This window comes from Psychrobacter submarinus (assembly GCF_904846685.1).
Taxonomy (GTDB): domain Bacteria; phylum Pseudomonadota; class Gammaproteobacteria; order Pseudomonadales; family Moraxellaceae; genus Psychrobacter; species Psychrobacter submarinus.
On the sequence record NZ_CAJHBQ010000003.1, the window covers coordinates 47,962 to 73,768 of the forward strand.

The window sequence follows — 25,807 nt, forward strand, 5'->3', positions numbered from 1 at the left end:
AAATGATGATAAATAAAGCTGTAAGTCATTCTGGACGAAAAGAGAATAATAATGACAACTAGAAACTACAGAAATTTATTGCTGCTAGCAACATCTATAGCGTTAGCTGGCTGCCAAACCACTTCAACTGCGCCACCTAGCGATATACCTCAGATTGATAATATCGTTACTTTGATACCGGATATTCCTGATTCAGATGGCGATGACATCCTTGATGATATAGATGAGTGTCCACAAACGCCACTTCATACAGTAGTAGATCGAAGAGGCTGTCCATTTACTCTTATTGGTGTCGGTCTCAAAATGGAGTATCGTGCTTTTTTTGCCAAGGGTAGTAGTGAGCTATCAAAAGAGTACCAGCTTGATCTTGATAAAGTAGCAAAAAAATTGCAAGAGTACTATACTGCTACTATGCGTATCGAGGGGCATGCTTCAGCAGATGAAATATCAGCTAATGATAAAGCCTTGCAACTAAATTCTCTAGCAAGAAATAGGGCGCTTATCGTCAAAAACTATCTAATAATGCAGCATAAAATCGAACCTGAGCGTTTAGATGATTTTAGCTATGGCGCTAATCAGCCTATTGCCTCTTCTGATACTGAAGAAGGTAAGTCTATGAACCGCCGTGTTTATGGGATAGCTACTGCAGATTTTGATAGCAAAGAGGAGATGTCTATGCACCGCCGAGTTTATGGGTTAGCTCAAGAGCCTTAAAGCAACTTGTTTTATATCTCGATAAACGATTTATGTACAGATTAATACGTTGAGTTTTAAGTAAATTTGCTATCGGTCTTAGCTATCAGCTGAATTAGCGACTATTAAATCTATACTCACCCCAATGCCGAAAAAAACACCATCAGCACTGGCGAGATGATATTAATCAAAAAGCCAAAGCTAATCGCCAGTGGTACAACTTTTAGACCACCTGACTGTTGAATAATCGGTAAGGTAAAATCGAGGCTCGTTGCACCGCCGAGACCCACTGACGCTGAAGGAGATTTACGCATAAAGACCGGGATAAATATCAGCGCAAAAAACTCACGGATTAAGTCATTAAATAACGCCACACTGCCCCAAATTGCGCCATAAGCTTCGGTCATAACGATAGCGGAGAGCGAATACCAACCAAAGCCTGACGCTAGTGCTAAGCCTTTGGTCCAAGACACTTCACTAAATAGCAAGGCAAAGAATAGTCCGCCCGCCAACACCGCAAAAGTGAAGATAACGCTCATCTCCACGCCGCGGCGATTGAGCAGTACTTCTTTAAGCGTAATCCCTGAGCCTTTAAGGCCAATACCGACGAGTAAGATCAAGATCATCAGCAGGACAGTCATGGTGTTTTCAGGCGGTAGATAGCCTTCGGGCAAAAAATACCCAATCACCATACCGATGACAACGCAAACCACTTGTGCCAAGCTGCCTCTAATGCTGACCCGATGCTCTTTAGATTTAGCGACTGGTTTTTTGGCTTGCCAAGGTTTGAGACGATCAAATAGCATCAAACTAAATAGCCCCGTACCTATGGTCAATATCGACAATGTAATGACATACAGGGCAATCTCACCTATTTGACTGCCTAACCCTTCTACCTGCGACAGCTCAATGCCAATCAAGGTGAGGATAATAAACACCAAATAAGACAAACCCTTATCGGCAAAGACCGTCATCTTCGGGTTAGAAGGAATGGCAAAACCAATGAACATCGGCATAAGAACAAGAACGAGGGTAATTAGGCTTTGCATAGGGCAGGCTCGAAATAGCAGGGACTGTGGGACATTCACATCGTTTTTACAAGCCGGCAATTGTACCATAATGAGGAATAAATTTAGCGGATAAAACTGCTATAGGGGCGAGACGCCCATCCGCTTGCTAAATGTTTAAGGCTATCCAATATGCAAACCTGCCCCTCTGCCATAGACCATAAACACACTACAGAAAAGCAAAGCACGCCTCAGGTGATAGTCGTAGGTGGTACTAGCGGCATAGGTCTAGCTTTGGCTTTACATCACAGCGCCATTGGCTGGCAAGTGCGTGTGGTCGGTCATAATGATGCGAAGATTACCAAGATCAACAGCCTTACGGGACTTAAATCAGGGTAGTGCCGATCATAAGCCTTTTGTTATTAGTATAGATAAAGCGCTTCAGCTTATTATGAAAGCCATCGATGAAGGGGTGGAGCTCGCTGTTTTTCCAAAGCGCCTTTATTACCTAACTTACATGTTAAATAAGTTACCTAAACCGCTGCTGGATCGAGTATTGCGCGGCAAGTTGGATAAATAGCCATAATGAAAAAGGTCTGCTAAGTCTATTTACCCTAATAACCAATAAGCTACCGTGAATATTGGCACGCCAATCAATAAACTGTCCACTCTATCGAGCACGCCGCCATGTCCTGCTAGCATCGTACCGGTATCTTTGACCCCATGTTGGCGCTTAAAAGCCGACTCTAGCAAGTCGCCTGCGATACCACTAACGGCAAGACCATAAGCGCTAAGCAAACAAATCCACCAAGCAAATGGTGTCAACCAAACCCCTAAAAAACTGGCTAATAGCGCGGCCAATAAGCTACCAAAAAAAGCCCCTTCAATACTTTTATTTGGGCTGATTCGCGGCGCAAGACCACGTTTGAACAGTCGGCCTTTAAACAGTTTGCTGCATAAATACTGCGCAATATCATTAAACTGACTAGCGAATAATACAAACAACAACACCCCGTATTGGCTACGGTGCCAAGTCAGCTGCTGTAAAAACACTAAGCTGACAATAAGCAAAATAAAAGCGCCACTAAAGAGCCCGTCTAATAGATTGAGATAGATATAAGGCGGGGTGTTATGGTCAGTTGGAGGGTCGTTGATGGTGTGAGAGCCAGAAGGACTATTAGAGCGCATGTTGGCTGAGTCTGCTGCTATCAGCTGTTTTTGCGAAATGGGTAACGCTAGCGCTTTGGGCTGTAGACCGCGGGCTTGTAGCTTACTAATCAGTCGGGATTTGCTCTCGGAGCGCCACAGACGGCTGATCTCATAGCTACCGCGCAAACCGATAAGCACGAAGAACCCCACTAGTAGCCATTGATAAGGATAATGGCTATCGAAGCGGTGGCTACTGCTGTTTGTTTTGGCGATAAGATAGCAGCTACATAAGGCGGCAAGCATCCACCACCAAGAGCGCGCGATGAGATAAATCGTAGGCAAACGAGCACGCAGCTTCGGTATCGCCAGTAGCGCCCAAACCGAGCTGACAGTAAGCATAAGTAAGATAACAAATAGCGTATCAGTGCTCATTAGTGATTCACTCTATAAGATACTGTACCTTTAACTTACTATACTAGATAAGGCTGCTATTAAATAGGGGCAAGCGCTGATAAAGTCTCACTATGAGTAAGGTTTTCTTCAAGTAGCTCTATATTTTTGATTTTATTTGTTATTCCAATTCTTAAAGGTCTCTCACTAATACAAGGGCTGATAACGCTGACCAAAGGTTTAGTAGCCAAAGTAGGGTAGTCTTGACGGTAATGACCGCCGCGGCTCTCATGACGCTGGAGGGCGGATTGCACAATTAAGGTTGCTAGTTGTAATTGGCGGGCGAGCTTAAAGCGCGATAAAGTTTCAGAAGCATGTTCTGTATCTTCTAAACAAGCGCTCAGATTACCTCGGCTTTGTGCGTGACTGATATCATTTATGCTAAGGGCTTTGAGCAGTTGCTGCCACTGCTGTAGTTGACTTAAAGCTCGCTTAAGGGACTTAGCATGACGCACGATGCCCATATGAGTGGTCATTAGCGTCTTTAATGAGGCGGCTATAGCATCAGCATCAATCTCAGAATTGGCATCAATGTCAGTATCAGCAGACTGATGGAAGGCAATATCTTCTGAGAGTAGGATAGGTTGGGGGTTGTCGACTGTAGGCGTCGACCAGTTATGATCAGTCAAATAGCGTGGTAGGTGCTTAGCGATTTTATGACCAACGACGATACATTCTAGTAGCGAATTACTCGCTAGGCGATTGGCGCCGTGCAGACCGGTATATGCCACTTCACCGGCAGCATATAATCCAGGTACATCACTCAGACCTTGATCGCAGGTAACGATACCGCCGCAGCTATAGTGGGCTGTTGGCGCGACGGGTATAGGGTCAGTGGTGATATCTATTCCTAACGCTAACAGCGTTTGATAAATCTGCGGAAAGTGCGCATGCAAAAATGGCGCCGGCAAGTGACTGACATCTAAGTGTACGTAAGCTAAGCCGTTATTAGCGATTTGCTCGGCAATAGCGCGGGCGACGATATCACGCGGTGCAAGCTCGGCGCGCTCGTCAACCGCTAGCATAAAGCGTTGGCCCGTGATCGGACAATACAAACGGCCGCCCTCACCGCGCAGTGCTTCTGATATCAAAAAGCTCGACTCACCTAAAGCAAGACCTGTCGGGTGAAACTGCACAAATTCCAAATTGGCCAAGCGGCCGCCGGCTTGCCACGCCATCATCACGCCATCACCCACGCAGACATTTGGCGCGCTAGCACGAGCGAAGAGTTGTCCGAGGCCGCCGCTCGCCATCACTACCGCCTGACTTTCAATAGTCCGTTGGCGCTGATGATTATGATCAAAAACGATAGCGCCTTGGCAGCGATTACCTCCTTTACTTCCTTTATCCGTTAATAACTGCAGAGCTTCATGAAAAGGCAGAATAGTAATGTTACTAGCGGCATGTGCTTGCGCAGTCAAAGCTTCCATAATATGACGACCAGTCGCATCGTCAGCATGCGCAACGCGGCGACAACCATGCCCGCCTTCTTGGGTCAGATGCAGACTATCAGTCGTCAGATTGGGCTGTAGATAAGAGGCAGCACTGGTATTCGCGTTGACACTAACATCAACATCAACATCAATATGGTCATTATCACTAGGGTTAGCCACTTGCGTAAAAGGTACGCCTTGCTCGCATAGCCATTGTACGGCCTGCTTTCCAGACTTTAAAATACTTGCAGTATGCTCCGGCGCGCACAGTCCAGCGCCTGCGATTAAGGTGTCTTTGATATGGTCGTTAACGCTATCCTCTGCTGCTAAGCTTGCAGCGATACCACCTTGGGCATAATGGCTAGAGCAAGTCTCAAGCGCAGCCTTACTCAATACTATGATATTTAGCGACTTTGGTAGCGCCAGCGCCGTACTAAGACCTGCTAAACCGGCCCCGATGATCAGTACCTCAGTACGAATAGACTCAGTAACAGGATGCGTTTTGGGTAAATTAAGCGGCTTGCTGTTAGCGGCTACGCTCATATTAGGCGGCTCCCACATTATTAAACAGTGCACGGTCTTTGACGATATCACCGCTAGCAGTGACGCGTTGTTTTTTTGCGGCGGCAAAATCAAGCATCCGCTGTAAAGGTTTGCTTGCCGCAGCTGCTAGCTCTTTTGATAGTGTGACTTCGCCGCTCTTATTTAGCAAGCATTGCTCAATGCCGAGTAGACCATTCATCGCCATCCAAGGACAAAACGCACAGCTCTTACAGCTCGCGCTTTCACCAGCAGTCGGCGCAGCGAGGAAACGCTTATTGGGTGAGCGCTTTTGCATTTCATGCAAGATACCTAGATCGGTTGCGACGATAAAAGTATCAGCGTCCAGCTCATAAGTTGATTGCAGCAGCTTACTGGTTGAGCCGACCACATCAGCGAGCGCAACCACGCTATCAGGAGATTCTGGGTGTACTAGCACCTTTGCTTCTGGGTATTCTGCCTTGAGCTGATTGAGCTCAGTTGCTTTAAATTCGTTATGCACGAGGCAGGAACCTTGCCAAAGCAGCATATCTGCGCCTGTTTCGCGTGCGATATATTTGCCCAAATGCCGGTCGGGACCCCAGATGATTTTTTCACCTTGCTCGTGCAGGTGACGAACGATATCGATACCGACAGAGGAGGTCACCACCCAATCGGCGCGCGCTTTGACCGCAGCGCTAGTATTGGCATAGACAACAACGGTACGATCAGGATGCGCGTCACAGAAGGCGGAGAACTCATCGACAGGGCAGCCCAAGTCCAGCGAGCATTCCGCCTCCAGATCTGGCATCAGGACCGTCTTTTCCATACTGAGAATCTTAGCAGACTCGCCCATAAAGCGCACGCCTGCGACAATCAGAGTCTGAGCGCTATGTGCTTGACCGAAGCGCGCCATCTCCAATGAATCGCCCACGCAGCCGCCGGTGGCTAACGCCAAATCTTGAATAAAAGGGTCAACGTAGTAATGCGCAACTAGTACCGCGTTATGCTCTTGCAGGAGCTGTTTGATGTTCGCTTCGACTTGTAGTCGCTCGGAGCGTGGCAAATCAGCAGGTAGTTTGGCTTTGGCGTAGTCGATACCCGTTTGTATCGCGATACGCTTGTCAGCGCTTAATACTGGTGCGTCGTAGGGATAAGTGTTCATAAGGGTGAGCCTTATTATAAAAATATTGGTCTTAAAAGAAATAAGTAGATAGTCAAATTAGTAAGAGGTCTTATATTATGCTCATTTTGAGCATAAATACAAGTATTTTTTATAGGCTAATTATGCAGAGTGGTTCTGTAGTCTGTAGATGAGCACTCATTTTGAGCGATAGAATTACAACCTGAGACTAGGATAGTCAGCAAATCGCGTTATACTGCTAGAGGTTAACCATTCATTTGCAGGACATTGGCATATTGGCATTAGTGCTCGATGGAAGTTATAAACAAAGATGATTAAAGGGTAAAAATATAACACTATGACGTTGTCCTATTCACACGCGCATCAACAAGGTAGCGGCACTACTGAGGTCGTGGCGGTACTGATAACTATCACTGATAATACCGCGCAAGTGCTCACTGTTGATCAAGGTAAGCTGTTACCGAATGGCCCTTTGATGCCGCTGCATCGCTCGCTGCAAGCTGGCGTGCGGCAATGGGTGGAGGAGCAAACGCAGCAGCCGCTAGGGTATTTGGAGCAGCTCTATACCTTCGTCGATACCAATAGGCGTAATGAAGATGGTCATGCGCTGGTCTATGTCAGCTACCTAGGTTTAGTACAAGAGCAGCAGGCCAAGCAAGCGCAGAGCCAAGCGAGCTGGCAGGATTGGTATGATTATTTTCCGTGGGAAAACCACTTAACAGGTACGCCGGATATTATTACCAATCTAATCCTACCGGCGCTATATATGTGGGCCGATAGCGCAGAAGATGAGGCTATCCGGCAAAGACGGCATAAGCGTATCGGGCTATGTTGGGGCGTCAGTCAAACTAGCGAGAGCCATAAAAACGGAGCGAACGCTGATGAAGCAGACACAATCGACTGGGTAGCAGAGCATGTGCTGCTGCGTTATGAGATGCTCTATGAAGCGGACTTAGTACCAGAAGCGCCGAATTATCAGCCCAATAGGCTCGCTGCTAATTGGTCACAACAGATAGGCTTGCCGATGTATTATGACCATCGCCGCGTCATTGCTACCGCCATCTCAAGGCTCCGCGCCAAGATAGAATATCGTCCACTTATCTTTGGTCTGATGCCAGATAGCTTCACTTTATCGCACCTGCAACAAAGCGTCGAGGCGCTATCGGGTATGCGGCTGCACAAACAGAACTTCCGGCGTCTACTAGAGTCGCAAAACCTTGTCATGCCTACTGGAGAGAGCAGTAGCGCTCAGCGCGGCCGTCCGGCGAAGCTCTATCGGTTTTGCCATGATATCGAACTACAAAGTCTGCTTATGGATAGTAAACTACCGAAGCGTAAGTGACTCTTTACTCTTTACTCATTGCTCAAGTGGTTGTCTACCCAAGTGACTGTCTACCCAAGTGACTTTAGTAATTTTAGTAACTTTTACCCAAGTCAATTTCTACCTTAAAAACTTTTTATTGAAAATAAAAGCACATTACGCTATATTTATGCTCATTTTGAGTTTAAGTAATTAGCGCCTCATAAGCGTTTAGAGACTTGATTCTTTTTAAGCAGAGGATAAACCAAACGATGAACACTCACTTAGAGCCGGCGCTAGATAAAGTACTGCTTGAGCCAATAGTACAAGCAGCACTAGTAGAAGATTTAGGTCGGCGCGGCGATGTGACCTCGCAAGCGACCATTCCCGCTGAGAGGCAAGCACAGCTACAGATTCGGGCGCGGCAAGCAGGGGTGATTTGCGGTATGGATGTCGCGAGGCTGTCGTTTGCTGCAGTTGATGAGCAGATAGAGTTTGTCGCTCAAATTCACGATGGTGAGCGCGTCGCCGCTGGTAGTGTGCTCGCTATCGTCAGCGGTAATGCACGGCATTTATTAACTGCGGAGCGTACGGCTTTAAATTTCTTGACCCATCTGAGCGGTATCGCGACTGCCACGCAGCAAATCGTCGATAGCGTCGCTGAGTATCCGGCGCAAATCACTTGTACGCGCAAGACGATTCCAGGGCTACGCACATTACAAAAGTATGCCGTACGCTGCGGCGGTGGCCGAAATCATCGTTTAGGCTTAGATGATGCGATTTTGATCAAAGATAACCATATTGCGATAGCCGGCGATATCCAAACGGCTATTAAGCAAGCGCAAGACTTTGCCGGTCATCTCATCCCGATTGAGGTGGAGGTCGATACCTTAGAGCAGTTGCAGCTGGCATTAGACGCGGGTGTCAGTTTAGTACTCCTCGATAATATGAGTCCTGATACGTTGAGCGAAGCGGTAGTGATGTGCCAAGGCCGCGCGCAGACTGAAGCTTCTGGCGGTATCACACCTGAGACCGTGCAAGCAGCAGCAAAGTCCGGAGTGGATTTTATTGCTATGGGCTATCTGACGCATAGCACGACGGCGCTAGATATTGGCCTGGATTTTAGCGCTTAAGCGACTAGCGATGCCTTAAATTAATATCTTAAAATGAAACACTTAAAGGCAGTTAGTGATTTAATTCGCCTCTCTTGCCATGCTATAATAATGACATCAAAAATACACGGGGTCATCGCTGCAATCGCACGATGGCCTTATCTTTTGCCCGATGTTTATCCAAAACAAGCGAGCGCGCCGTGAATACTGAAATTATCAAAATTATCTTAGCTTTTTTGGTGCTGATTAATCCTTTTAGCGCCTTGACCTTGTTTTTGGATTTGACGCGCGGTTATTCGATGATGAACCGCCGCAAAGTCGCGCGCATCGCTTGTTTGACTATTTTTATTACTATTAGTTTTTTTACCGTAGTGGGGGAGACTCTACTAAAAGCTTTGGGCATCTCCATCGGCTCGTTTCAGCTGGCAGGCGGTATCTTGGTGTTTTTAATTGCCCTTAATATGATGAACGGTGAGGGTAATCCCGTTAAGCCTGATCAAGAGAACTTCGATGTCGATCATGTGCAAGACGCACCGCCAACGACAGCCGCGGCGGTGGTACCACTCGCCATTCCGATGATGATTGGGCCCGGCGGTATCTCAACGGTTATTATCTACTCATCGCAAGTGTCTGGTATTTTGCAGATATCCGCTATTCTTATCGCCGGCTTACTGATCAGTATCTTTTGTTATTTAGCGCTGATGGCAGCAGGCCGGATTAGCCGCTTATTAGGCGATACCGGACTCAATATTATGAGCCGAATTATGGGTATGTTATTAGCAGCTGTTTCTATCGAAATCATCGTCAATGCTCTGCGTAGCCTGTTTCCTGTTTTATTATAGCTAGGGCGTGTTGAACATTCGACCATGGCACTGACAGCGACTATTTTTTAGGCGATTCGATGTTAAAAATAATAAGTTTAGTCATTCTAAGCGCTTATTTTTAACGATGAAGCGGCAAAAAAGAGTCCTGTCCCTGTTGTTGTCGTTGGGGCTGATGCTAAAATTGCCCCATACTGCGTTACAAATCTCGCTAAGGCATCTGCATTATCGTCGCTTTGTGCCTTGTCTGGAACATTTTTAGCGATCAGCAGTGCCTATTTGCGAATGTTCAACACGCCCTATTCTATCAATTCGCTTATTAGCTCAATTATCAGCGTACTTATAGTCAATCAATATTAAAAGTGGTACAAGGCAGACGAGTGCAAGTACTACAGTAGTAGGCTAAACGAGTCTAATGCTGTAACACTTTAATAGTGGTTCGACTATATTGATTAATAGCGCTTCATGCCTTTGTCTGTTGCCATACAAATTACCCTGCCTTAAACCCCTCGGCAATCTCGTTCTTTTAGAGGTTTGCTGAGGTCTGCTCAACTGCTCTAAACCCCTGATCCATAACCAAGTAGAGCGTCTAAAAACATGAAATATAAAAATATGTTATAGTAGTGCTCCACTATTATCAGCAGGAGTAAATCTTGAACAAGAAAAAAATTGCTATATTAGGTGCAGGTCCAAGCGGTTTGGCACAGTTACGTGCCTTTGAAGCGGCGCGTTTAGCAGGCGCTAAGGACTTACCAGAAATTGTATGTTATGAAAAACAAAATGCCATTGGCGGCATGTGGAACTATAACTGGCGTACTGGCCTAGATAGAAACGGTGAACCCGTTCACGGCAGTATGTATCGCTACTTATGGTCGAATGGCCCTAAAGAATGCTTAGAGTTTGCCGATTATTCGTTTGAAGAGCATTTTGGCGAGCCTATCCCGTCATACCCACCGCGCGAAGTCCTAAAAGACTACATCATGGGACGTATCGATAAGCAAAATATCCAAAAATATATTCGTTTTGAATGCCCAGTACGTTGGGTCACTTTCGATGATGAAACCAAGTTATTTACCGTGACGGTGATGAACCACAAAACCGGCGAGCAAGAAGTCGGTGAGTTTGACCATGTGATCGTCGCAACAGGCCATTTCTCAACGCCGAATATGCCTTATTTTGAAGGACTAGAAGCCTTCCCAGGCCGTGTGCTGCATGCTCACGATTTCCGTGATGCCTTAGAGTTTAAAGACGAAGATATCTTACTCATCGGTAGTAGCTATTCTGCTGAAGATATCGGAACACAGTGCTATAAATACGGCACTAAATCGGTCACTATCAGCTATCGCACGCAAGCGCTTGGATATGACTGGCCCGAGGGCATTAGCGAGAGTCCGCTAGTGACGCATTTTGAAGACGATGTGGCGCATTTCGCTGATGGTACGAGTAAGCGCTTTGATGCGATTATTATGTGTACCGGCTACTTATTCCATTTCCCGTTCTTGCCAGATGAATTACGTTTGCAGACGCATAACTGTCTGTATCCGGCCAACCTTTATAAAGGCATCTTTTGGCAGCCAAACCCGCAGCTTATCTATTTAGGTATGCAGGATCAGTACTTCACCTTTAATATGTTTGACGCGCAAGCGTGGTATGCCCGCGATGTCATCTTGGGTGATATTGAATTACCGGATCTTGAGAGCCGTCAAGCGGACGAAGAAAAATGGCTCGCGACTTACGCTAAATGTGTAACGGTCAATGATTCGATCGATTTTCAAGCCGCCTATATCCGCGATCTGAACAACGCGACGGACTATCCTGAATTTGCAGTCGAAAAGCAAGCAGATATCTTGAAGCAGTGGCAAAAAGATAAAACGGAAGATATCATGACATTCAGAGAAAAAGCCTACCGCTCAACGCTGACTGGGACGTTAGCGCCAGAGCTACCAGAGCCTTGGTTAGATATCACTGATGATTCGCTAGAGCACTTTTTGAACTTAAGCTTTATTAAGTCCAAAAAGCACAAAAAAGCGTCTTAGCTAAAGGTTATCAATACTATTTTAGCTAATAGTTATTAGACAATGCTTAAATAGATAACGTTTACAACGCTTATCACATCGAAACCAAACATACTAAGATAGTGTGTTTGGTTTTTTTATGGCTGATTATATCGGCGATAAAAGGTTTGTAAAATGCTAACTGTTGTATAAATGCCACGCTAGATAAAGCATCAGTATTCCGACTAAGGCATCAAGTATATTCCAAGCCTTAGGTTTGGCAAATAGCGGCCGTAATAGCTGTGCACCATAGCCTAGCGCAAAAAAGAACACAAAAGAAGCGCTGACGGCTCCCAGAGCAAAGGTGAGTTTGCTACTAGCACCGGTTGAAACCATGCCCACGAGCACCAAAGTATCTAAGTAGACGTGCGGATTGAGCCAAGTAAAGCCAATGCAAAGTAGTAGCGCTTTTTTAAGGCTGCCTACTGCTTGGCCTTCGGTCGTCAAGGCATGAGATAGTTTTACGCTAGCATATAGGCTTTGCAGTCCATAACCGACTAAAAACACCACACCTGCGAATTTTGCGATAGTCACCACTTGCGGGAAACGAGCCGTTACCGCGCCAAAGCCTGCGACGCCCGCTGAAATCAGCAGTGCATCACTGACAGCGCAGAATAGACAAATAAGAAACACGTGCTCGCGTTTAAGGCCTTGTTTTAGGACAAAGGCGTTTTGTGAGCCGATAGCTATAATCAGCGATAAGCCTAGAAAAAACCCAGAAAAATAATCAGCAATATTCATAAAGAGTGGCTTAGTTTTTTACTATAATTGGTGACGTTTGCTTACTGGAAGATGGCAAAAAAGCTGTTAAGATAAGCTATTCAAAAGTCGAATGCAATAGCGTAAGTGCGCTTTGAGCGAGTAGATTATGAGCGATTAGGGAAAGGTAAGTTATGGTAATAAGTCTGGCAAGAATGCTACAGTCATTTGGGCAAGAACAAGATGACCTGCCGACTTCGGCTGCCAAAAATGTACAACAAGCAGCAAGTAACGTGAATCAAGATTATACTGCTGCTGACAGTAGTGCTAACAATAGCCGTAAACATATTGAAGCGTTATCGCCGCTTACTGAGCCTAAACGCGCTGAGCGTATCTGTGCTGCATTGGCACAAGTTAATGATATTGGTACGCCAACGCCGCTGACAGATCGCTATTTGGCGAACCGCGCTCAGTGGCGCTCGCCCAATCGACCCCCTTTTGACCCCGATACATTATGGTATCTCAAACATGGACGCTGCCCAATTATGACCGAACTTGTCGATGTGGTTGATGAGGCAACTTTAAATGCTATGCCTATTGAGGCAGTGGCTATCCTTGATCGTATCAATGGCAAGCTCAAACGCTACCGTGACTGGAGCGATGAGCTGAATGAAGAGCAACAGCAGCAGCATAATGAGCGCCAGTTCGTCATCGATAAACTGGTGTCCGAGAGCATCCCAGAAGCGCTGCATCATTATGAGCAACTACTGCGCTTTAGTCCGCATCGAACCAGAAACACTATGGTGCAAGGGAATATGACGGCAGGTGATATGTTGACTGATCTGTTTTTGGAGATTGATTACGAGCTTGATGAGCTCCTTGATGAGCTGCATCAGACCGTGCTCAATCGCTTGGCATCGACTCATCGCTATGTCAAAAGCCGCACACAAAGCTAAGCTGTATTCACTGACATGATAAGCAAAATACAGATAATTTTTCCACCTTTTATAAGGATACCGCCATGACTCAAGTAACCGCCATGTTTGTGATGTTCATCCTTTACGGTGTGCTACCGGCAGCAGGATTGTATCTAGGTTATCGCGGTATCAAAAAAGTAACGGCGCCAAAAATGCTTGAGTACAAGGCGATGCCGCAGCTCGGCTATATTCCTGAAAAGAGCTTACCTACTGAGGTCAAAACCTTACTTGATAAGATTAATCAAAAAGGTGAGAAGCTACGAGTCATCTACGGCGATACTAATAATGATGGCAAAATTGATGACACGGATACGGTGACCGAAACTTATATCATGATTCAAAACTTGATGGACACACATATCCCGCAAGCGGTAGCCGACTATCGTCGTCTCCACGATTTGGATGGTCAGCGCGCCGATACTACTAAGATAAAACACTCTGGTGTTACGGGTAAAGAGGCGTTGTTAGAGGTGCTAAATACAGTAGATCGTCAATTTGATGACCTGCTCGATGCGTCTTATCATCAAGATGGGCAAAAACTACTAGTGACCAATCGCTACTTACAGCAGCGTTTCGATGCTCCTACTACTAGTAATAATACTAATAGAGCGCCAAATATAGTCATAAATGAGCAAGCGCTAAGCGATAAAAGCGAGTCACAAGTTTAATTATTAATTTGGAATTTTATTAATCGATTTTTTAGCGCTAAAGATAGCCTTATTAATAGGCATAGTTTGCAAAAGCAGCGGCAAAGAGTAGTAAGGAAATAGAAGGCTAAATGACATGAGTGTACTGATAGGTGTAGGCATTGCGACTACTGTCGGCGTCATTTACATTGGTAAAAAAGGCTGGCAGGCGCTGCATAAAGCAGTTGGCATCAGCCCTGGCGTGTTGGTTTATCAAGACCCTAATCAAGCGCTAACACCTAAAGATATGCGCTGGCGTCAGCTTGCTTTAGATCCAAAGCACTTAGCACCTTTAACGCAAGAGCAGCTGCGACAGCTACAAGCTATCGACGATAGGGTAGCGGTATATAGCGATTACCAGCAGAGCTTAGCGCAGCAGAACATTACAGCCACTATGACAGAGCAGCAGTTTGTGCTGCATAAGTTACTACACACGAGACTACCGGAGATGCTAACCAGTTACTATCATTTGTTCAAGCAAAATACAGATTGCGATAATGCTAAGAACAGTAATTCCTTTAAAAGCCGTCAACAAGACGAGGCTCAGCAATTACTGCAAGCGATGCTAGATAATATTGAATCAAGATTAGAGTCCTTGCTAGAGCAAATGCAAAGCCAACATCTGCAAGATCTACGGGTGATGAAGCAGTATATGGATAGCCAAAGTTAGCTTATGCTGCAACTTCTGTGAGGTGCGTTCCACGTACCATTGGCTAGGTTTTTCTCAATAATCGGTGCGCAGGGCGCACCTTACGTGAGCTAAAATCATAACCTACAAAAAGAATGGCCATTGATATTAAATATCAATGGCCGTTTTATTTTGTCTATAGTCAGTTGAAAATAAAACTGTTATATAAATTTAAACGCGCTACTGGTATAAATTTTACTTGCGTGCTGCGTTCCCAGAGGCTGCGCAAAATTCATCCCAGTAGCGCTATGCGCTTTTTAGAGTGCATCGACTATAACCTAACTTGATAAATTTGTTTTAACGATTGTTATTACGGCTACGACCTTTACTAGCAGGACTGCCACTACGCTTAGACTTAGCGTTATTATCATTGCTCTCAGATCTACGATTGTCACTACGTCGCGCTTTTAGCGGTTTACTTCTAATGCGCTTTTGCTTCTCTTTAGCTGCACCATGCAGACCAGTACCCTGACGCGGGCGCAAGCTAACTAAATCAGTCAAAGTGTTGATGTCTTTTTTGTCTAATTCAATATGACGACCGGTACGCAGCTCTTTAGGTAAATCGATAGAGCCGTAGCGCGTACGTAATAGGCGGCTGACTTTTAGGCCCTGCGACTCAAATAGACGGCGCACTTCGCGATTACGTCCTTCTTTAAGCTTGACGTGATACCATTTATTCACGCCTTCACCGCCGCCTTCTTTAATATCTTCAAACTGCGCCATACCATCTTCTAGCATCACGCCAGAAGTTAAGGTACGGGCAATCTCAGGCGTCACTTCGCCTAGCACTCGTACCGCATATTCACGAGTGATTTCATTCGATGGATGCATTAAGCGATGCGCCAGCTCCCCATCATTGGTAAATAATAGTAGACCAGTTGAATTAATATCCAAACGGCCGACCATTACCCAGCGATCGTGGGTCAGTTTTGGTAGACGCTCAAATACAGTTGGACGACCTTCTGGATCGTTCGCTGAACAAATCTCGCCTTCAGGCTTGTAGTAAGCGATAACGCGGCGACGCTTTTCGTTCTCGCTGGTGTATTTGATCTGACGACCATCAACGCGGATCTCATCACCTGGACTGACGCGATCGCCAATAGTGGCTGGGCCATTATTGACCGATACTCGGCCCGCTTTGATGACTTCTTCCATTTGACGGCGTGAGCCAAGACCCATACGAGCGAGTGCTTTTTGTAGTTTTTCATCTTTCATAATATATCCTTGAATCGGGTAAGTGTGTACATTTCTCAATGTAAAAAGTTAGATTGGCTATTTTACGCTACTTTGAACGACAAAGCAGTAGTGAGCGACTATAATATCTGCAAACCAGTGTAGATAAAAGTGAACAAAAATAGTAACAATAGATGAAATTTTAACCAATTATGTTATTATGGCTTTTTTTTTATAGTATAAATGCCTTACTAAACTAGTAATATATCGTCGTTATCTATACTTTTTATCTGTCATCATGTTCTATAAAGGTCTTCATTATGCGCCAATCCTTTAAACTATTAAGCACCTCGGGCTTATTGCTCATGACTTTATGGTCTGCAGGATGCGCGACGACGACGATCAATTCAGGCTTGCAAGCAGGTGATTTGCCGCCAGTAGGGGATTTTACTGCCGAAAACGGTTTGCAGTTCAATATTCAGCCGCTCAACTTAGCGACCTTGCCGCCTCCGCAAGTCAGCCGTCCTACGAATGACATCTATCAGCTTATAGCGAGCTCAAAGAAAAAAGAATACCGTATCTCTCAGGGTGATATCTTAGCTATTAATTTAGTGGGTTATCCAGATATGAATATCGCTTCATCTGGAAACAGTAATAGTCCTGCATCTGCAGGATACCCAGTAGATCAACAAGGCTTCGTGCAGTTTCCATTAGTCGGCAGAGTTAAGGCGGCAGGATTGAGCGTACCGCAATTTACCGCTTCCTTACAAAGTCAACTGCAACGCTATCTGAAATACTCCGATCCACAAGTGAAGATTATCAATTACCGCGGTAATAAGTTCTTTATCGATGGTGAAGTCAAACAGCCTGGCGAGTTTGCTATTGATGATGCGCCTGTATCACTATATAGTGCGATCTCCAAAGCGGGCGGTGCCACAGAGACCGGCGATTCAAACAGTATCGTGCTAAACCGTAATGGCCGTAATTATAATATCGGTTTAAGCGATCTACGGCAGATAGGCGCTTCGGGTAATCAGATCTATATCCAAGACGGCGACTCTATTCATGTTAATAGCCAAGATCGAAACACCGTCTATGTCTTAGGCGAGTTTGGTCAAATTGAGCCGGTGCCTATCTTAGAGCAAGGACTGAGCCTAGCGCAAGTGTTAGGCAGATCTAAAGGTCTGAACTCTGCTACTGCTAATGCGGCCAAAGTATATGTAGTCCGTGACAATCCAAACTATCAGCGTACCAATATTTATTATGCTGATATGCAAAGTCTGACTAGTTTAGCACTAGCCAATCGCTTCGAGATGCAGCCGAATGATATTCTCTATGTGGATCCAACTGGCTTGACGCGTTGGAACCGTGTGATCAGTGCATTGCTTCCTTCAACCTCAGCAATTAGAAGCGTTTCAAGCTTATAGGTGGCAAATATTATGGCATTTGATAATATTTTGGTGGTTTGCGTGGGCAATATTTGTCGCAGTCCTATCGCTGAGGCGGCTCTTACGCAGCAGTACCCTAATAAGACAATCGACTCTGCTGGGCTCTCCGCTGTAGTCGGTAATGGCGCTGATCCTAAAGCTTTGGCTGTGATGTCAGAGCTGGGTATAGATATGTCTGCGCATATCGCCAAGCAGATTGACGAGACGTTAGTGAAGCGCGCGGATTTGATCCTGACGATGTCTAATAATCAAAGCAAATGGATAGAGGACCGTTGGCCGCATTGCCGCGGTAAGACTTTCCGTATTGGGCATTGGATTGACAAAGACATCGCTGATCCATATCGCCATGATCTTGCTGTGTTCGAAAAGGCGCGGCAAGATATCTTCGATAGCCTAAAACCTTGGGCTGATAAAATTAGCTAACTGCTTACCCCTAATTAAGTGATATCGAGTTACTGATATTGAGCTACTAATCTAAGATGATGAACCCAAAGTTATGACTATAGATTCAAAAAATAGTGCCAAAACGGCTGTCGAAAAAGAAGACGATGAAATCGACCTAATGGCGCTACTATTAGCGTTGTTGCGTGGTTGGAAGACTATACTGTTTTTTGCCATACTGGGACTATTGATTGGTATCTTATATAGTCGCTATGTCAATCCGACTTATAAATCTGAAGCTCTAATACAAATCGATGAAAAGTCATCAGGAATATCGGCGCTTGGCGGCGATATCTCAGAGCTTATCGGCGCTGAAGACAGCAAAGCGCAGGCGGAAGCTGAATTGATCCGTTCTCGAATGGTATTAGAACCCGTGATTAACTCGCTACATCTACGTATCCGCTTAGCTGATCCTGAAGTAGGCGCTATAGATAGAATCGTCAATGACCGTACAAATACCGCTATACATACGCTAGAAGGAGTGTCCCTAACTACGACAGACGGTCAAGCCAGTATCAGTCAATTTAATGTCTCGCAAGGCTATCTAAATCAGCCATTTACTCTCACTCGCTCTGAAACGGGTTTTACACTTAGTAATGAACTTGATGAGTTCAAAGGTCAGCTGAACCAACCTCATCAGTTTAAAGGAGCGGATGGCCAGATCCAGATTACAGTCAACGATTTACCTGCTGACAGTCATGCTATTAGTCTGACTAAGCAATCATTACAGAGAACGACTAATACGATAAATGACGCGCTATCGGTAGTTGAAAAGGGTAAGCAGACTGGCATTATTGAGCTGTCCATGACCGGCAATAACCAGCAGCAGACTAGCCTTATTCTTAAAGAGATTGTCTTATCTTATGTGGGTCAAAACCAGTCTCGTGGTACCGAAGATACCACTAGAACGCTTGAGTTTATGGAAACTCAGATTCCGCTATTAAGAAAGAAGCTAGAAGATTCAGAAGCAGTATTTAACGAGTTTCGAACTAAGTACGGTACTATTGATGTCAGTCAAGAAGCGTCAATTCTATTAGCAGAAAACTCTCAGATTGACACACAGCTCAGTGAGCTTAAGCTAAAAAAAGCAGATTTGACCACTTATTACACTGACGAGCATCCGCTTGTTATTCAAATCGATGAGCAAATAGCCGTATTGAACGCTCGCAAGCAAAAAATTGATAATACTATTGCTGGCCTTCCAGAAGTGCAGCGTGAGTTCTTAAAGCTATCACAAGATACCGAGATAAATAGAGAAATCTATTTAAATCTACTCAAGAATTATCAACAGTTACAAATAGCAAAAGTAGGCCAAAAAGGCTTTGCGCGTATTATTGATTTGCCTATTGATACCTTTGAGCCAATTGCTCCAAGAAAGCTATTAATAATGGCATTGGCTTTGATATTAGGTGGCATGCTAGGGTCGATGATAGTTCTAGTCAAAAGTATGCTTAGAAACGTGGTCAAGGATCCTGAGAGTATCGAAGCTAAGACCGGTGTACCAGTCATTGCTACTATTCCGCGCTCGCCACTGTTAACCAGACTACGTAAGAATAAAAAATCATCAAATCGTCTGTTGGCCCATGCCGATAACAATAGCCTGAGCTACGAGGCGATCAAGAGCTTAAGAACGAACTTGATGTTCGGTATGCCGGTAGTGGGTAAAGTCGGTGAGCGAGCTAAAGTTATCTTAATCACCGGTGAGAGCCCAGGGGTAGGTAAGTCGTTTATCTCTGCTAACTTAACTGAGGTATTTTCGCAGCTCGATAAAAAGGTACTGATCATAGATGCGGATATGCGCTTAGGTGAGCTGCATAGAATGTTCGATATGAGCCAAGATAATGGCTTAGGAGATTATTTAGCGCAGCACATTGAGTTAGCATCGGTTATACATCCGACCTCTATAGATAATGTCGACTTTATGCCGCGTGGACAGCATCCTAAGAACCCATCATCCTTGCTCTCAGGTGATAAGTTTGAGCGTATGATGACAGAGCTCAATGAGCACTACGATTATATTGTTATCGATTCGCCGCCTATCTTAGCGGCATCAGATGCGATGATTATGTCGCATTACGCGGATAGAGTACTAATGGTGACACGCTATGATCAGTCAGTAGAAGGTCAAGTCGCTTATGCAATCAAGCAGATGCATAAGGCCGATGTCCAAGTCGATGGTATTGTCCTCAATGATGTACAACAGGGCTTAATAAGTAAATATAGTTATCATTATAGCTATGCCTATGGTAATAACAGCTAACTGTAGTTTCGACCTAAGCCTATAAAGTATGAATAAAATAGTTGTCCATTATGTCGATAGAATCCAAACCTACTAGCACTCAGCAGCACCAAGAAGCGACCAGTTGGTCGCAACGGGTTGCTGAGTATCTACTAGCGCTACCGCGCAGCGCTAAGCAAGCTATCTTGATGACGGCTGACTTTGTGATGTCAGCGGTATGCTTATATTTCGCCATTGCAGCACGCTATGGCTATATGGGCAATCATATTAGCCCAGTTGCGCTATGTCTTTATGCATTAATCCCGGTGATTGGTTTATACCTTATAGGTTTTTATAAAGGTGTTGCCCGTAGCTTCTTCGACTCCGCGATGGGCAAAGTGCTACAACTGTTCTTATTGCTGATTGTCATCGCACAAGGAGCGCTGTATCTTGATCTGATACCCGGTATGCCACGGGCAGTACCTATTCTATACTTGTTTTTATTCTTTATTTGGCTATGGAATAGTCGTTTAACTATTCGCGAGCTACTTGCACGTTGGCAAGGTCAGCGACCGCAGCGTCAGCTCAATGATGACTCTGATAATGTACTTATTTATGGTGCAGGGGAGGCAGGTAAAGAGCTGTTAGAGGGCCTCAGAAACTCTCATAAGTATAATGTTGTGGCTTTTGTTGACGATGATGTTCAGCTCACTGGCGCTTATGTGTTAGGCAAGCGCATCTATGGTCCTGATGAGCTAGTGGAAGTCGTGTCTAAGCTTGATATCTCCCAAGTGTTCTTAGCTATTCCTTCTATTAGCCGTGCTAGCAAGCGGCAGATCATCGATAAGCTAGAAGGTATCTCGATTAAAATTAAAGAGCTACCAAGCCTAGAAGAGATAGTCGATGGTAAAGTCACTGTCAGTAGTATGCGCAAAGTCGATATCTTAGATGTACTAGATCGGCAGACTGTCGAGCCTGATGAGCGCTTATTACGATATAATATCGCTGATAAATGCGTACTGGTCACTGGTGCTGGTGGCTCTATCGGTAGCGAGCTATGCCGGCAAATCATCATAAATAAGCCCAAAGTTTTGGTACTCTACGAGCTATCTGAGTTTGCGCTTTATAGCATTCATCAAGAGCTGATCGCTCGAGTCGCTAGCAAAGACATCTATCAAGGCATCGAAGTCATCGCAGTGATCGGTAATGTCACTAATGAAGCCAATCTACTACGTGTACTCAAACGCTATCAAATCCAGACCGTCTATCATGCGGCAGCCTACAAGCATGTGCCTATCGTCGAGCATAACCCTTTTGAAGGTGCAATAAATAACAGCAAGGGCACGTATCACTGTGCTCGCGCCGCTATCGAAGCGAAGGTTGAGACCTTTGTACTTATTTCAACTGATAAAGCGGTAAGACCAACCAATGTCATGGGCGCCACTAAGCGTTTAGCGGAATTAGTTTGTCAAGCGCTCAGCCAAAAGAACAATTCGAATAATAACCATACCCTCATCAGTATGGTGCGCTTCGGTAATGTACTCGGCTCATCAGGCTCAGTAGTGCCGGTATTTACTAAGCAGATCGCGCAGGGTAAGCCTATTACTGTGACCCATCCAGATGTCACACGTTACTTTATGACGATACCGGAAGCGGCAAACTTAGTCATTCAAGCAGGGGCAATGGCAAAAGGTGGGGAAGTGTTTGTCCTCGATATGGGCGCTCCAGTAAGAATCGTTGATCTTGCAAAGCGTATGATTCAGTTAAGCGGCTTTGAGGTAAAAGACGAAGAGCACCCTTATGGTGATATCGAGATTACCTATACCGGACTGCGCCCAGGAGAGAAGCTCTATGAGGAGCTTATCATTGGTGAGGATAATGTCGAAGATACGGATCATCCGCTGATCATGCAGGCAATGGAGTCGAGCTTTCCTTTGACAGATATTGAAAAGACGTTGAACGAGCTTGCGCAAAGAGCACAGAACTATGATGTTGATTGGCTCAAACAAGAGTTTCGCTATTTTGTCGCGGGTTATCAAGATGGTACTCCTATTGCGAATACGATAACTAAAGATATAAGTTATAACCTTGAGAAACTTAACTCAGTGTCTTAATAAAGTATTACTTCGCACACTAATTTAGTTAATACTAAGGACATTTACTCAAGTGGAAAGTAATAAATACAAACGCATAGCAAAAAATGCGGGCATGCTTTATTTCCGCATGCTACTTACTATGGCAGTGGCGTTATATACTTCAAGGGTTATATTACAAACTCTTGGTGTTGAAGACTTCGGTATCTACAATGTAGTCGCTGGCTTTGTAATCATGTTAGGATTTCTAAATAGTGCAATGTCTTCAGCAACACAGCGTTTTCTTACTTTTGAAATTGGTAAAATAGGTGATAAAGACATACGCGGTATTTTTAGCATGAGCTTAAATATTCATGTGCTTATTGCTTTATTTGTATTTCTATTAGGTGAAACAGTAGGTCTTTGGTTTGTAAGAACGCAGTTGACCATACCCATTGATAGAATAATTGCTGCCCAATGGGTTTTTCATTTATCATTATTGTCTTTTATGGTTACTATAATTAGTGTGCCATACAATGCTTTAATTATCGCGCACGAAAAAATGAAAGTGTTTGCATGGGTAAGTATTCTTGATGTATTGTTAAAATTAATAATAGTTTTCGTATTAAGTTGGTTTGGTTTTGATAAATTAATACTGTATGGATTTTTAAGCTTTATAGTTGTATTAATTATAGCTTTAGTATATCGAGTTTACTGCAAGAGTAATTTTGTGGAGTCAAAGTTTAGATTATATTGGGATAAAAATCTCTTTGAGGTTATGCTGTCTTATACAGGTTGGAATTTATTTGGAAATATTGCCTCAGTGATGAGTGGCCAAGGAGTTAATATATTACTCAATATTTTTTTTGGACCATCTGTTAACGCTGCTAGGGCTATTGCAATGCAGGTATCAAATGCGCTTAACAAGTTTGTGCAAAGCTTGCAAGTTGCAATTAATCCTCAAATTATAAAATCCTACGCATCACAAGATATGGCTTATATGCATCAGCTAGTTTGTTATGGTGCAAAGTATAATTTTTTTCTCTTGTTTTTTTTGTCTGTACCAATACTAATAAATACTGATTTTGTTTTAAATATGTGGCTTGGCTCTGTACCTGAGTATACATCTATATTTGTGAAGCTTATAATAGTTAACATTATTATCGACTGTATATCCGCGCCTTTAATGACTGCTGCACAAGCTACTGGTAAGATAAAACTGTATCAAAGTGTGGTAGGAGGGTTCTTATTGCTCAACCTACCTTTATCATATTTGGTACTGAGCTTTGGGAGTAAACCTTACGTAGTAGTCTATGTGAGTATCATAATGTCTATTCTTGCTCTGATAGCAAGATTAATAATTCTAAAGAAGTTAATGTTCTTGCCGGTAGCTGAGTACCTCAAGGAAGTTTTAGGACGCTCAATCGTAATTTCTAGTGTAGTGGTATTATTATATTATTGGTTATTGGTGTACATATTCCATGACTTTAGTTTTTGGTTAGAATCCATAATTATATCTTTTTTTGTTCTTATTGCTGTAGTATTATTTGGATTTAGTAGATTTGAACGAAACGCAATATTTAATAAAATTAGAGTTATGTCAGAACGATTTTCACATAAAAATATTTAATTTTAAGATAAGTTCATAAGTAAAGTACAACATAATAATCTCTGGATAATCTAACATGAAATATATGAGTTATTTGTTTGGAATTTTGAAAAAGAACAGTTATGTATTTTCAAAAGTAAAAAAGCTAACTCCTCAAAAAGTTATTGATAAAGCATCGGTTATTTTAGAGGAAGAGAGGCCGATAGCAGTATATTCTAATAATGAAAATACTTTCTTCGATCGCAAGAGTAAAACGGTTAAAAACTCATTACCTGTTTTTTATTGGGATACAAAGCCTAATTTTGGTGATCTTATTGGACCATATTTGATTTCTAAAATAAGTGGCAGGTCAGTTGTGAATATCAAAAATTCTAACTATGCTGGTATGATGGCTGTAGGTAGCATCATACAGATGATCGATAGAAAAAATATAGTAATTTGGGGCAGTGGTTTAATAAATGAACCAAATCTTGAAGTAGCTGTTAGTATTAAAAAGTATAAACCAAAAGTTTTATCAGTTAGAGGAAAGAAAACGGCTAAATACCTAGCAGAACTTGGTATAACAGTTGAAAATGAAAATGCATACGGCGACCCTGCCTTAATTTTACCTTTGTTCTATGAGCCCTCTGTAGAAAATAAGGAGAAAATTGGGATTTGCCCTCATCATATACATAAATCAGCTTTTTTGGAAAAAGTAATAGAAAAAAATAATTTGAAAATTATCGATGTACAAGAAGACGTTGAAACTGTTGTTGATAATATTAGCTCATCTACTGTCTGTATATCTACATCTTTACACGGTCTTATAATTGCACAAGCTTACGAGATACCATGGGTCTGGTTAGAAGTCTGTGATAATAATCTAATAGGAAATGATTTTAAGTTTAAAGATTTTTTTTCTACTATAGATGAATCTCAAGTATCACATATTTCAATTAAAGAAGAAAATATTGATACACTTGATTTTGAGATGATGGCAAAAAAGGCAGTGTTACCAAAAGGATATTATGATAAAAACCTCATATTGAAAGTAATACAAGATTATTTTAGAGATAGCGAAAAAAATTAAGCTACATATCAAATTCCTCAATATATAGTTTATTTATAAGACCTCTTGCAAAAGTCATAGGTTTAGCTCGAAATTAATGATACCAGCAAACAGCTTCATTCTAAGATCATAGCGCTGACGACGGTTGCGATATTTATGAGCCACGATTTTAAACAACTTGATTAAGCCTATTTTGTGCTCAACCACAATACGGAACTTTGCCAGATAGTGATTGGCCTGTTTGCATATCTCCAATAACTGACCACCACGAGGTTTCTTAAATGGTGTGAAAGTTTGCTTATGTCGCTTTGCTAACCCTTGATAACCACTATCGGCTAATAGCTTGGCGTCACAAGGTAACCAGTCAGGACAAGTATCTTTATACAGCTTAAAATCGTGGATTGACCCTTTACAGGTTTGCACATCAAGTATCAAACCAGTTTGCCAATGAACGATAACCTGCGCTTTTAAGGTGTGTTGTTTTTTCTTACCGCTGTAGTAGTCTCTTTGGTTTTTTTTGGACGCTCAATAGGGGTTTCGGTGGCATCGACAATGACGACTGACCAATTGATGTCCTCATCGACACGACTAGGCAACTTTTTAGGCAATTCAAACTTACCTGAATCGATAAGTACGTCTTCTACTTTACGAATGATACGGCTAGCAGAAGACTCATGAATACCAAAGTCCATACTGATATGATAAAGCGTGCGGTATTCACGCCAATAAGTCAGGGCGAGTAGTATCTGCTCCTTAAGACTGAGCACACTTGGTCTGCCTGATTTGGTCTTAGATGCTTCATGCTCTTGCATGGCATCAAGCATGTCATAAAAGGTGGCTTTATGAATGCCAGTGTAGCGTTTAAAACCAGCGTCACTTTGTTTGAGTAGCTTATTTATGTTTGGCATATCTATTAAGTAAGTAGAGTTCAATAATATACGTTGTGTCTTACAACTACTTTTGCAAGAGGTCTATAAATTAAGCATATAGAATTTTTTAAATGCTAAAGTAAAAAACAGAAAAGAAGATAGATTATTCGTTAGTATATAATACTGACATTTATAAC

General features: G+C 43.4%; 22 protein-coding genes and 1 pseudogene. 15 read left to right on the forward strand and 8 right to left on the reverse strand.

Annotation, left to right across the window (positions count from 1 at the left end):
* Nucleotides 1-51 precede the first annotated feature (51 nt).
* Complete coding sequence (locus JMY03_RS09510) at nt 52-714, forward strand: OmpA family protein (protein ID WP_201603389.1); 663 nt, start codon at nt 52-54, stop codon at nt 712-714.
* Nucleotides 715-830: 116 nt separating this feature from the next.
* Here JMY03_RS09510 and JMY03_RS09515 read toward each other — a convergent pair whose 3' ends face one another.
* Nucleotides 831-1,742, reverse strand: a complete 912-nt coding sequence (locus JMY03_RS09515; RefSeq protein WP_201603391.1) for a lysine exporter LysO family protein — start codon at nt 1,740-1,742, stop codon at nt 831-833.
* Between the two features lie 150 nt (nt 1,743-1,892).
* Between JMY03_RS09515 and JMY03_RS09520 the strand changes: the two genes are divergently transcribed.
* The gene (locus JMY03_RS09520; RefSeq protein WP_201603393.1) at nt 1,893-2,099 is read left to right on the forward strand and encodes a hypothetical protein; all 207 of its coding nucleotides are present in this window, start codon (nt 1,893-1,895) and stop codon (nt 2,097-2,099) included.
* A gap of 210 nt (nt 2,100-2,309) precedes the next feature.
* Here the strand turns inward: JMY03_RS09520 and JMY03_RS09525 are convergent, their stop codons facing one another.
* Genes JMY03_RS09525 through nadA form a run of 3 tightly spaced genes read right to left on the reverse strand, consistent with a single transcriptional unit; the run spans nt 2,310 to nt 6,416 of the window.
* Nucleotides 2,310-3,281 carry a phosphatidate cytidylyltransferase gene (locus JMY03_RS09525; RefSeq protein WP_201603395.1) on the reverse strand — a complete coding sequence of 324 codons (972 nt, stop codon included), beginning with the start codon at nt 3,279-3,281 and terminating at the stop codon, nt 2,310-2,312.
* A 59-nt stretch (nt 3,282-3,340) separates the two neighbouring features.
* Entirely contained in the window at nt 3,341-5,275 is a 1,935-nt protein-coding gene (gene nadB, locus JMY03_RS09530) for an L-aspartate oxidase (RefSeq protein ID WP_201603398.1), read from the reverse strand.
* Between the two features lies 1 nt (nt 5,276).
* Complete coding sequence (gene nadA, locus JMY03_RS09535; RefSeq protein WP_201603401.1) at nt 5,277-6,416, reverse strand: quinolinate synthase NadA; 1,140 nt, start codon at nt 6,414-6,416, stop codon at nt 5,277-5,279.
* A gap of 316 nt (nt 6,417-6,732) precedes the next feature.
* Here nadA and JMY03_RS09540 point away from each other — a divergent pair, with 316 nt between their 5' ends.
* From JMY03_RS09540 to JMY03_RS09555, 4 genes are all read left to right on the forward strand, one after another.
* Nucleotides 6,733-7,737 (forward strand): NUDIX hydrolase, encoded by a 1,005-nt coding sequence (locus tag JMY03_RS09540; RefSeq protein ID WP_201603404.1) that lies wholly within the window; start codon nt 6,733-6,735, stop codon nt 7,735-7,737.
* 230 nt (nt 7,738-7,967) lie between these two features.
* Nucleotides 7,968-8,828, forward strand: a complete 861-nt coding sequence (gene nadC, locus JMY03_RS09545; protein WP_201603407.1) for a carboxylating nicotinate-nucleotide diphosphorylase — start codon at nt 7,968-7,970, stop codon at nt 8,826-8,828.
* A 179-nt stretch (nt 8,829-9,007) separates the two neighbouring features.
* Nucleotides 9,008-9,649: a MarC family protein gene (locus JMY03_RS09550; protein ID WP_025647182.1), complete on the forward strand. Its 642-nt coding sequence runs from the start codon at nt 9,008-9,010 to the stop codon at nt 9,647-9,649.
* Nucleotides 9,650-10,281: 632 nt separating this feature from the next.
* On the forward strand, nt 10,282-11,664 hold the full coding sequence (locus tag JMY03_RS09555) for an NAD(P)-binding domain-containing protein (protein WP_201603408.1): 1,383 nt from the start codon (nt 10,282-10,284) through the stop codon (nt 11,662-11,664).
* 156 nt (nt 11,665-11,820) lie between these two features.
* Here the strand turns inward: JMY03_RS09555 and JMY03_RS09560 are convergent, their stop codons facing one another.
* On the reverse strand, nt 11,821-12,423 hold the full coding sequence (locus tag JMY03_RS09560; protein WP_201557124.1) for a LysE/ArgO family amino acid transporter: 603 nt from the start codon (nt 12,421-12,423) through the stop codon (nt 11,821-11,823).
* A gap of 152 nt (nt 12,424-12,575) precedes the next feature.
* Here JMY03_RS09560 and JMY03_RS09565 point away from each other — a divergent pair, with 152 nt between their 5' ends.
* From JMY03_RS09565 to JMY03_RS09575, 3 genes are all read left to right on the forward strand, one after another.
* Nucleotides 12,576-13,337, forward strand: a complete 762-nt coding sequence (locus JMY03_RS09565; protein ID WP_227675584.1) for a hypothetical protein — start codon at nt 12,576-12,578, stop codon at nt 13,335-13,337.
* A 65-nt stretch (nt 13,338-13,402) separates the two neighbouring features.
* On the forward strand, nt 13,403-14,026 hold the full coding sequence (locus JMY03_RS09570; protein WP_227675585.1) for a hypothetical protein: 624 nt from the start codon (nt 13,403-13,405) through the stop codon (nt 14,024-14,026).
* 115 nt (nt 14,027-14,141) lie between these two features.
* Nucleotides 14,142-14,714, forward strand: coding sequence for a hypothetical protein (locus JMY03_RS09575; RefSeq protein WP_201603409.1), 573 nt, complete (start codon nt 14,142-14,144; stop codon nt 14,712-14,714).
* Nucleotides 14,715-15,029: 315 nt separating this feature from the next.
* Here the strand turns inward: JMY03_RS09575 and rluB are convergent, their stop codons facing one another.
* On the reverse strand, nt 15,030-15,947 hold the full coding sequence (gene rluB / locus JMY03_RS09580) for a 23S rRNA pseudouridine(2605) synthase RluB (protein ID WP_201603410.1): 918 nt from the start codon (nt 15,945-15,947) through the stop codon (nt 15,030-15,032).
* 278 nt (nt 15,948-16,225) lie between these two features.
* Here rluB and JMY03_RS09585 point away from each other — a divergent pair, with 278 nt between their 5' ends.
* From JMY03_RS09585 to JMY03_RS09610, 6 genes are all read left to right on the forward strand, one after another.
* On the forward strand, nt 16,226-17,332 hold the full coding sequence (locus JMY03_RS09585; protein WP_227675586.1) for a polysaccharide biosynthesis/export family protein: 1,107 nt from the start codon (nt 16,226-16,228) through the stop codon (nt 17,330-17,332).
* A gap of 12 nt (nt 17,333-17,344) precedes the next feature.
* Nucleotides 17,345-17,776: a low molecular weight protein-tyrosine-phosphatase gene (locus tag JMY03_RS09590; protein WP_201603411.1), complete on the forward strand. Its 432-nt coding sequence runs from the start codon at nt 17,345-17,347 to the stop codon at nt 17,774-17,776.
* Between the two features lie 73 nt (nt 17,777-17,849).
* Nucleotides 17,850-20,054: a polysaccharide biosynthesis tyrosine autokinase gene (locus JMY03_RS09595; RefSeq protein WP_201603412.1), complete on the forward strand. Its 2,205-nt coding sequence runs from the start codon at nt 17,850-17,852 to the stop codon at nt 20,052-20,054.
* A gap of 50 nt (nt 20,055-20,104) precedes the next feature.
* A complete protein-coding gene (locus tag JMY03_RS09600; protein WP_201603413.1) occupies nt 20,105-22,126 on the forward strand; it encodes a polysaccharide biosynthesis protein in 2,022 nt (673 codons plus the stop codon).
* Between the two features lie 52 nt (nt 22,127-22,178).
* Nucleotides 22,179-23,714 carry a hypothetical protein gene (locus JMY03_RS09605; protein WP_201603414.1) on the forward strand — a complete coding sequence of 512 codons (1,536 nt, stop codon included), beginning with the start codon at nt 22,179-22,181 and terminating at the stop codon, nt 23,712-23,714.
* A 55-nt stretch (nt 23,715-23,769) separates the two neighbouring features.
* Entirely contained in the window at nt 23,770-24,762 is a 993-nt protein-coding gene (locus JMY03_RS09610) for a polysaccharide pyruvyl transferase family protein (RefSeq protein WP_201603417.1), read from the forward strand.
* Between the two features lie 54 nt (nt 24,763-24,816).
* On the opposite strand, the pseudogene JMY03_RS09615 reads toward JMY03_RS09610, so the two are convergent.
* Together JMY03_RS09615 and JMY03_RS09620 are read right to left on the reverse strand one after the other, a co-directional pair.
* Nucleotides 24,817-25,200, reverse strand: a pseudogene (locus JMY03_RS09615) (transposase family protein); the annotation flags it as partial.
* A gap of 8 nt (nt 25,201-25,208) precedes the next feature.
* Entirely contained in the window at nt 25,209-25,649 is a 441-nt protein-coding gene (locus JMY03_RS09620; protein ID WP_201603419.1) for a transposase family protein, read from the reverse strand.
* Nucleotides 25,650-25,807 lie beyond the last annotated feature (158 nt).

Excerpts from the sequence above, each read along its gene's own strand:
- JMY03_RS09510 (WP_201603389.1), top strand. The coding sequence starts at position 52 with ATGACAACTAGAAACTACAGAAATTTATTGCTGCTAGCAACATCTATA.
- JMY03_RS09515 (WP_201603391.1), bottom strand. The coding sequence starts at position 1,742 with ATGCAAAGCCTAATTACCCTCGTTCTTGTTCTTATGCCGATGTTCATT.
- JMY03_RS09520 (WP_201603393.1), top strand. The coding sequence starts at position 1,893 with ATGCAAACCTGCCCCTCTGCCATAGACCATAAACACACTACAGAAAAG.
- JMY03_RS09525 (WP_201603395.1), bottom strand. The coding sequence starts at position 3,281 with ATGAGCACTGATACGCTATTTGTTATCTTACTTATGCTTACTGTCAGC.
- nadB (WP_201603398.1), bottom strand. The coding sequence starts at position 5,275 with ATGAGCGTAGCCGCTAACAGCAAGCCGCTTAATTTACCCAAAACGCAT.
- nadA (WP_201603401.1), bottom strand. The coding sequence starts at position 6,416 with ATGAACACTTATCCCTACGACGCACCAGTATTAAGCGCTGACAAGCGT.
- JMY03_RS09540 (WP_201603404.1), top strand. The coding sequence starts at position 6,733 with ATGACGTTGTCCTATTCACACGCGCATCAACAAGGTAGCGGCACTACT.
- nadC (WP_201603407.1), top strand. The coding sequence starts at position 7,968 with ATGAACACTCACTTAGAGCCGGCGCTAGATAAAGTACTGCTTGAGCCA.
- JMY03_RS09560 (WP_201557124.1), bottom strand. The coding sequence starts at position 12,423 with ATGAATATTGCTGATTATTTTTCTGGGTTTTTTCTAGGCTTATCGCTG.
- JMY03_RS09565 (WP_227675584.1), top strand. The coding sequence starts at position 12,576 with ATGGTAATAAGTCTGGCAAGAATGCTACAGTCATTTGGGCAAGAACAA.
- JMY03_RS09570 (WP_227675585.1), top strand. The coding sequence starts at position 13,403 with ATGACTCAAGTAACCGCCATGTTTGTGATGTTCATCCTTTACGGTGTG.
- JMY03_RS09575 (WP_201603409.1), top strand. The coding sequence starts at position 14,142 with ATGAGTGTACTGATAGGTGTAGGCATTGCGACTACTGTCGGCGTCATT.
- rluB (WP_201603410.1), bottom strand. The coding sequence starts at position 15,947 with ATGAAAGATGAAAAACTACAAAAAGCACTCGCTCGTATGGGTCTTGGC.
- JMY03_RS09585 (WP_227675586.1), top strand. The coding sequence starts at position 16,226 with ATGCGCCAATCCTTTAAACTATTAAGCACCTCGGGCTTATTGCTCATG.
- JMY03_RS09590 (WP_201603411.1), top strand. The coding sequence starts at position 17,345 with ATGGCATTTGATAATATTTTGGTGGTTTGCGTGGGCAATATTTGTCGC.
- JMY03_RS09595 (WP_201603412.1), top strand. The coding sequence starts at position 17,850 with ATGACTATAGATTCAAAAAATAGTGCCAAAACGGCTGTCGAAAAAGAA.
- JMY03_RS09600 (WP_201603413.1), top strand. The coding sequence starts at position 20,105 with ATGTCGATAGAATCCAAACCTACTAGCACTCAGCAGCACCAAGAAGCG.
- JMY03_RS09610 (WP_201603417.1), top strand. The coding sequence starts at position 23,770 with ATGAAATATATGAGTTATTTGTTTGGAATTTTGAAAAAGAACAGTTAT.
- JMY03_RS09620 (WP_201603419.1), bottom strand. The coding sequence starts at position 25,649 with ATGCCAAACATAAATAAGCTACTCAAACAAAGTGACGCTGGTTTTAAA.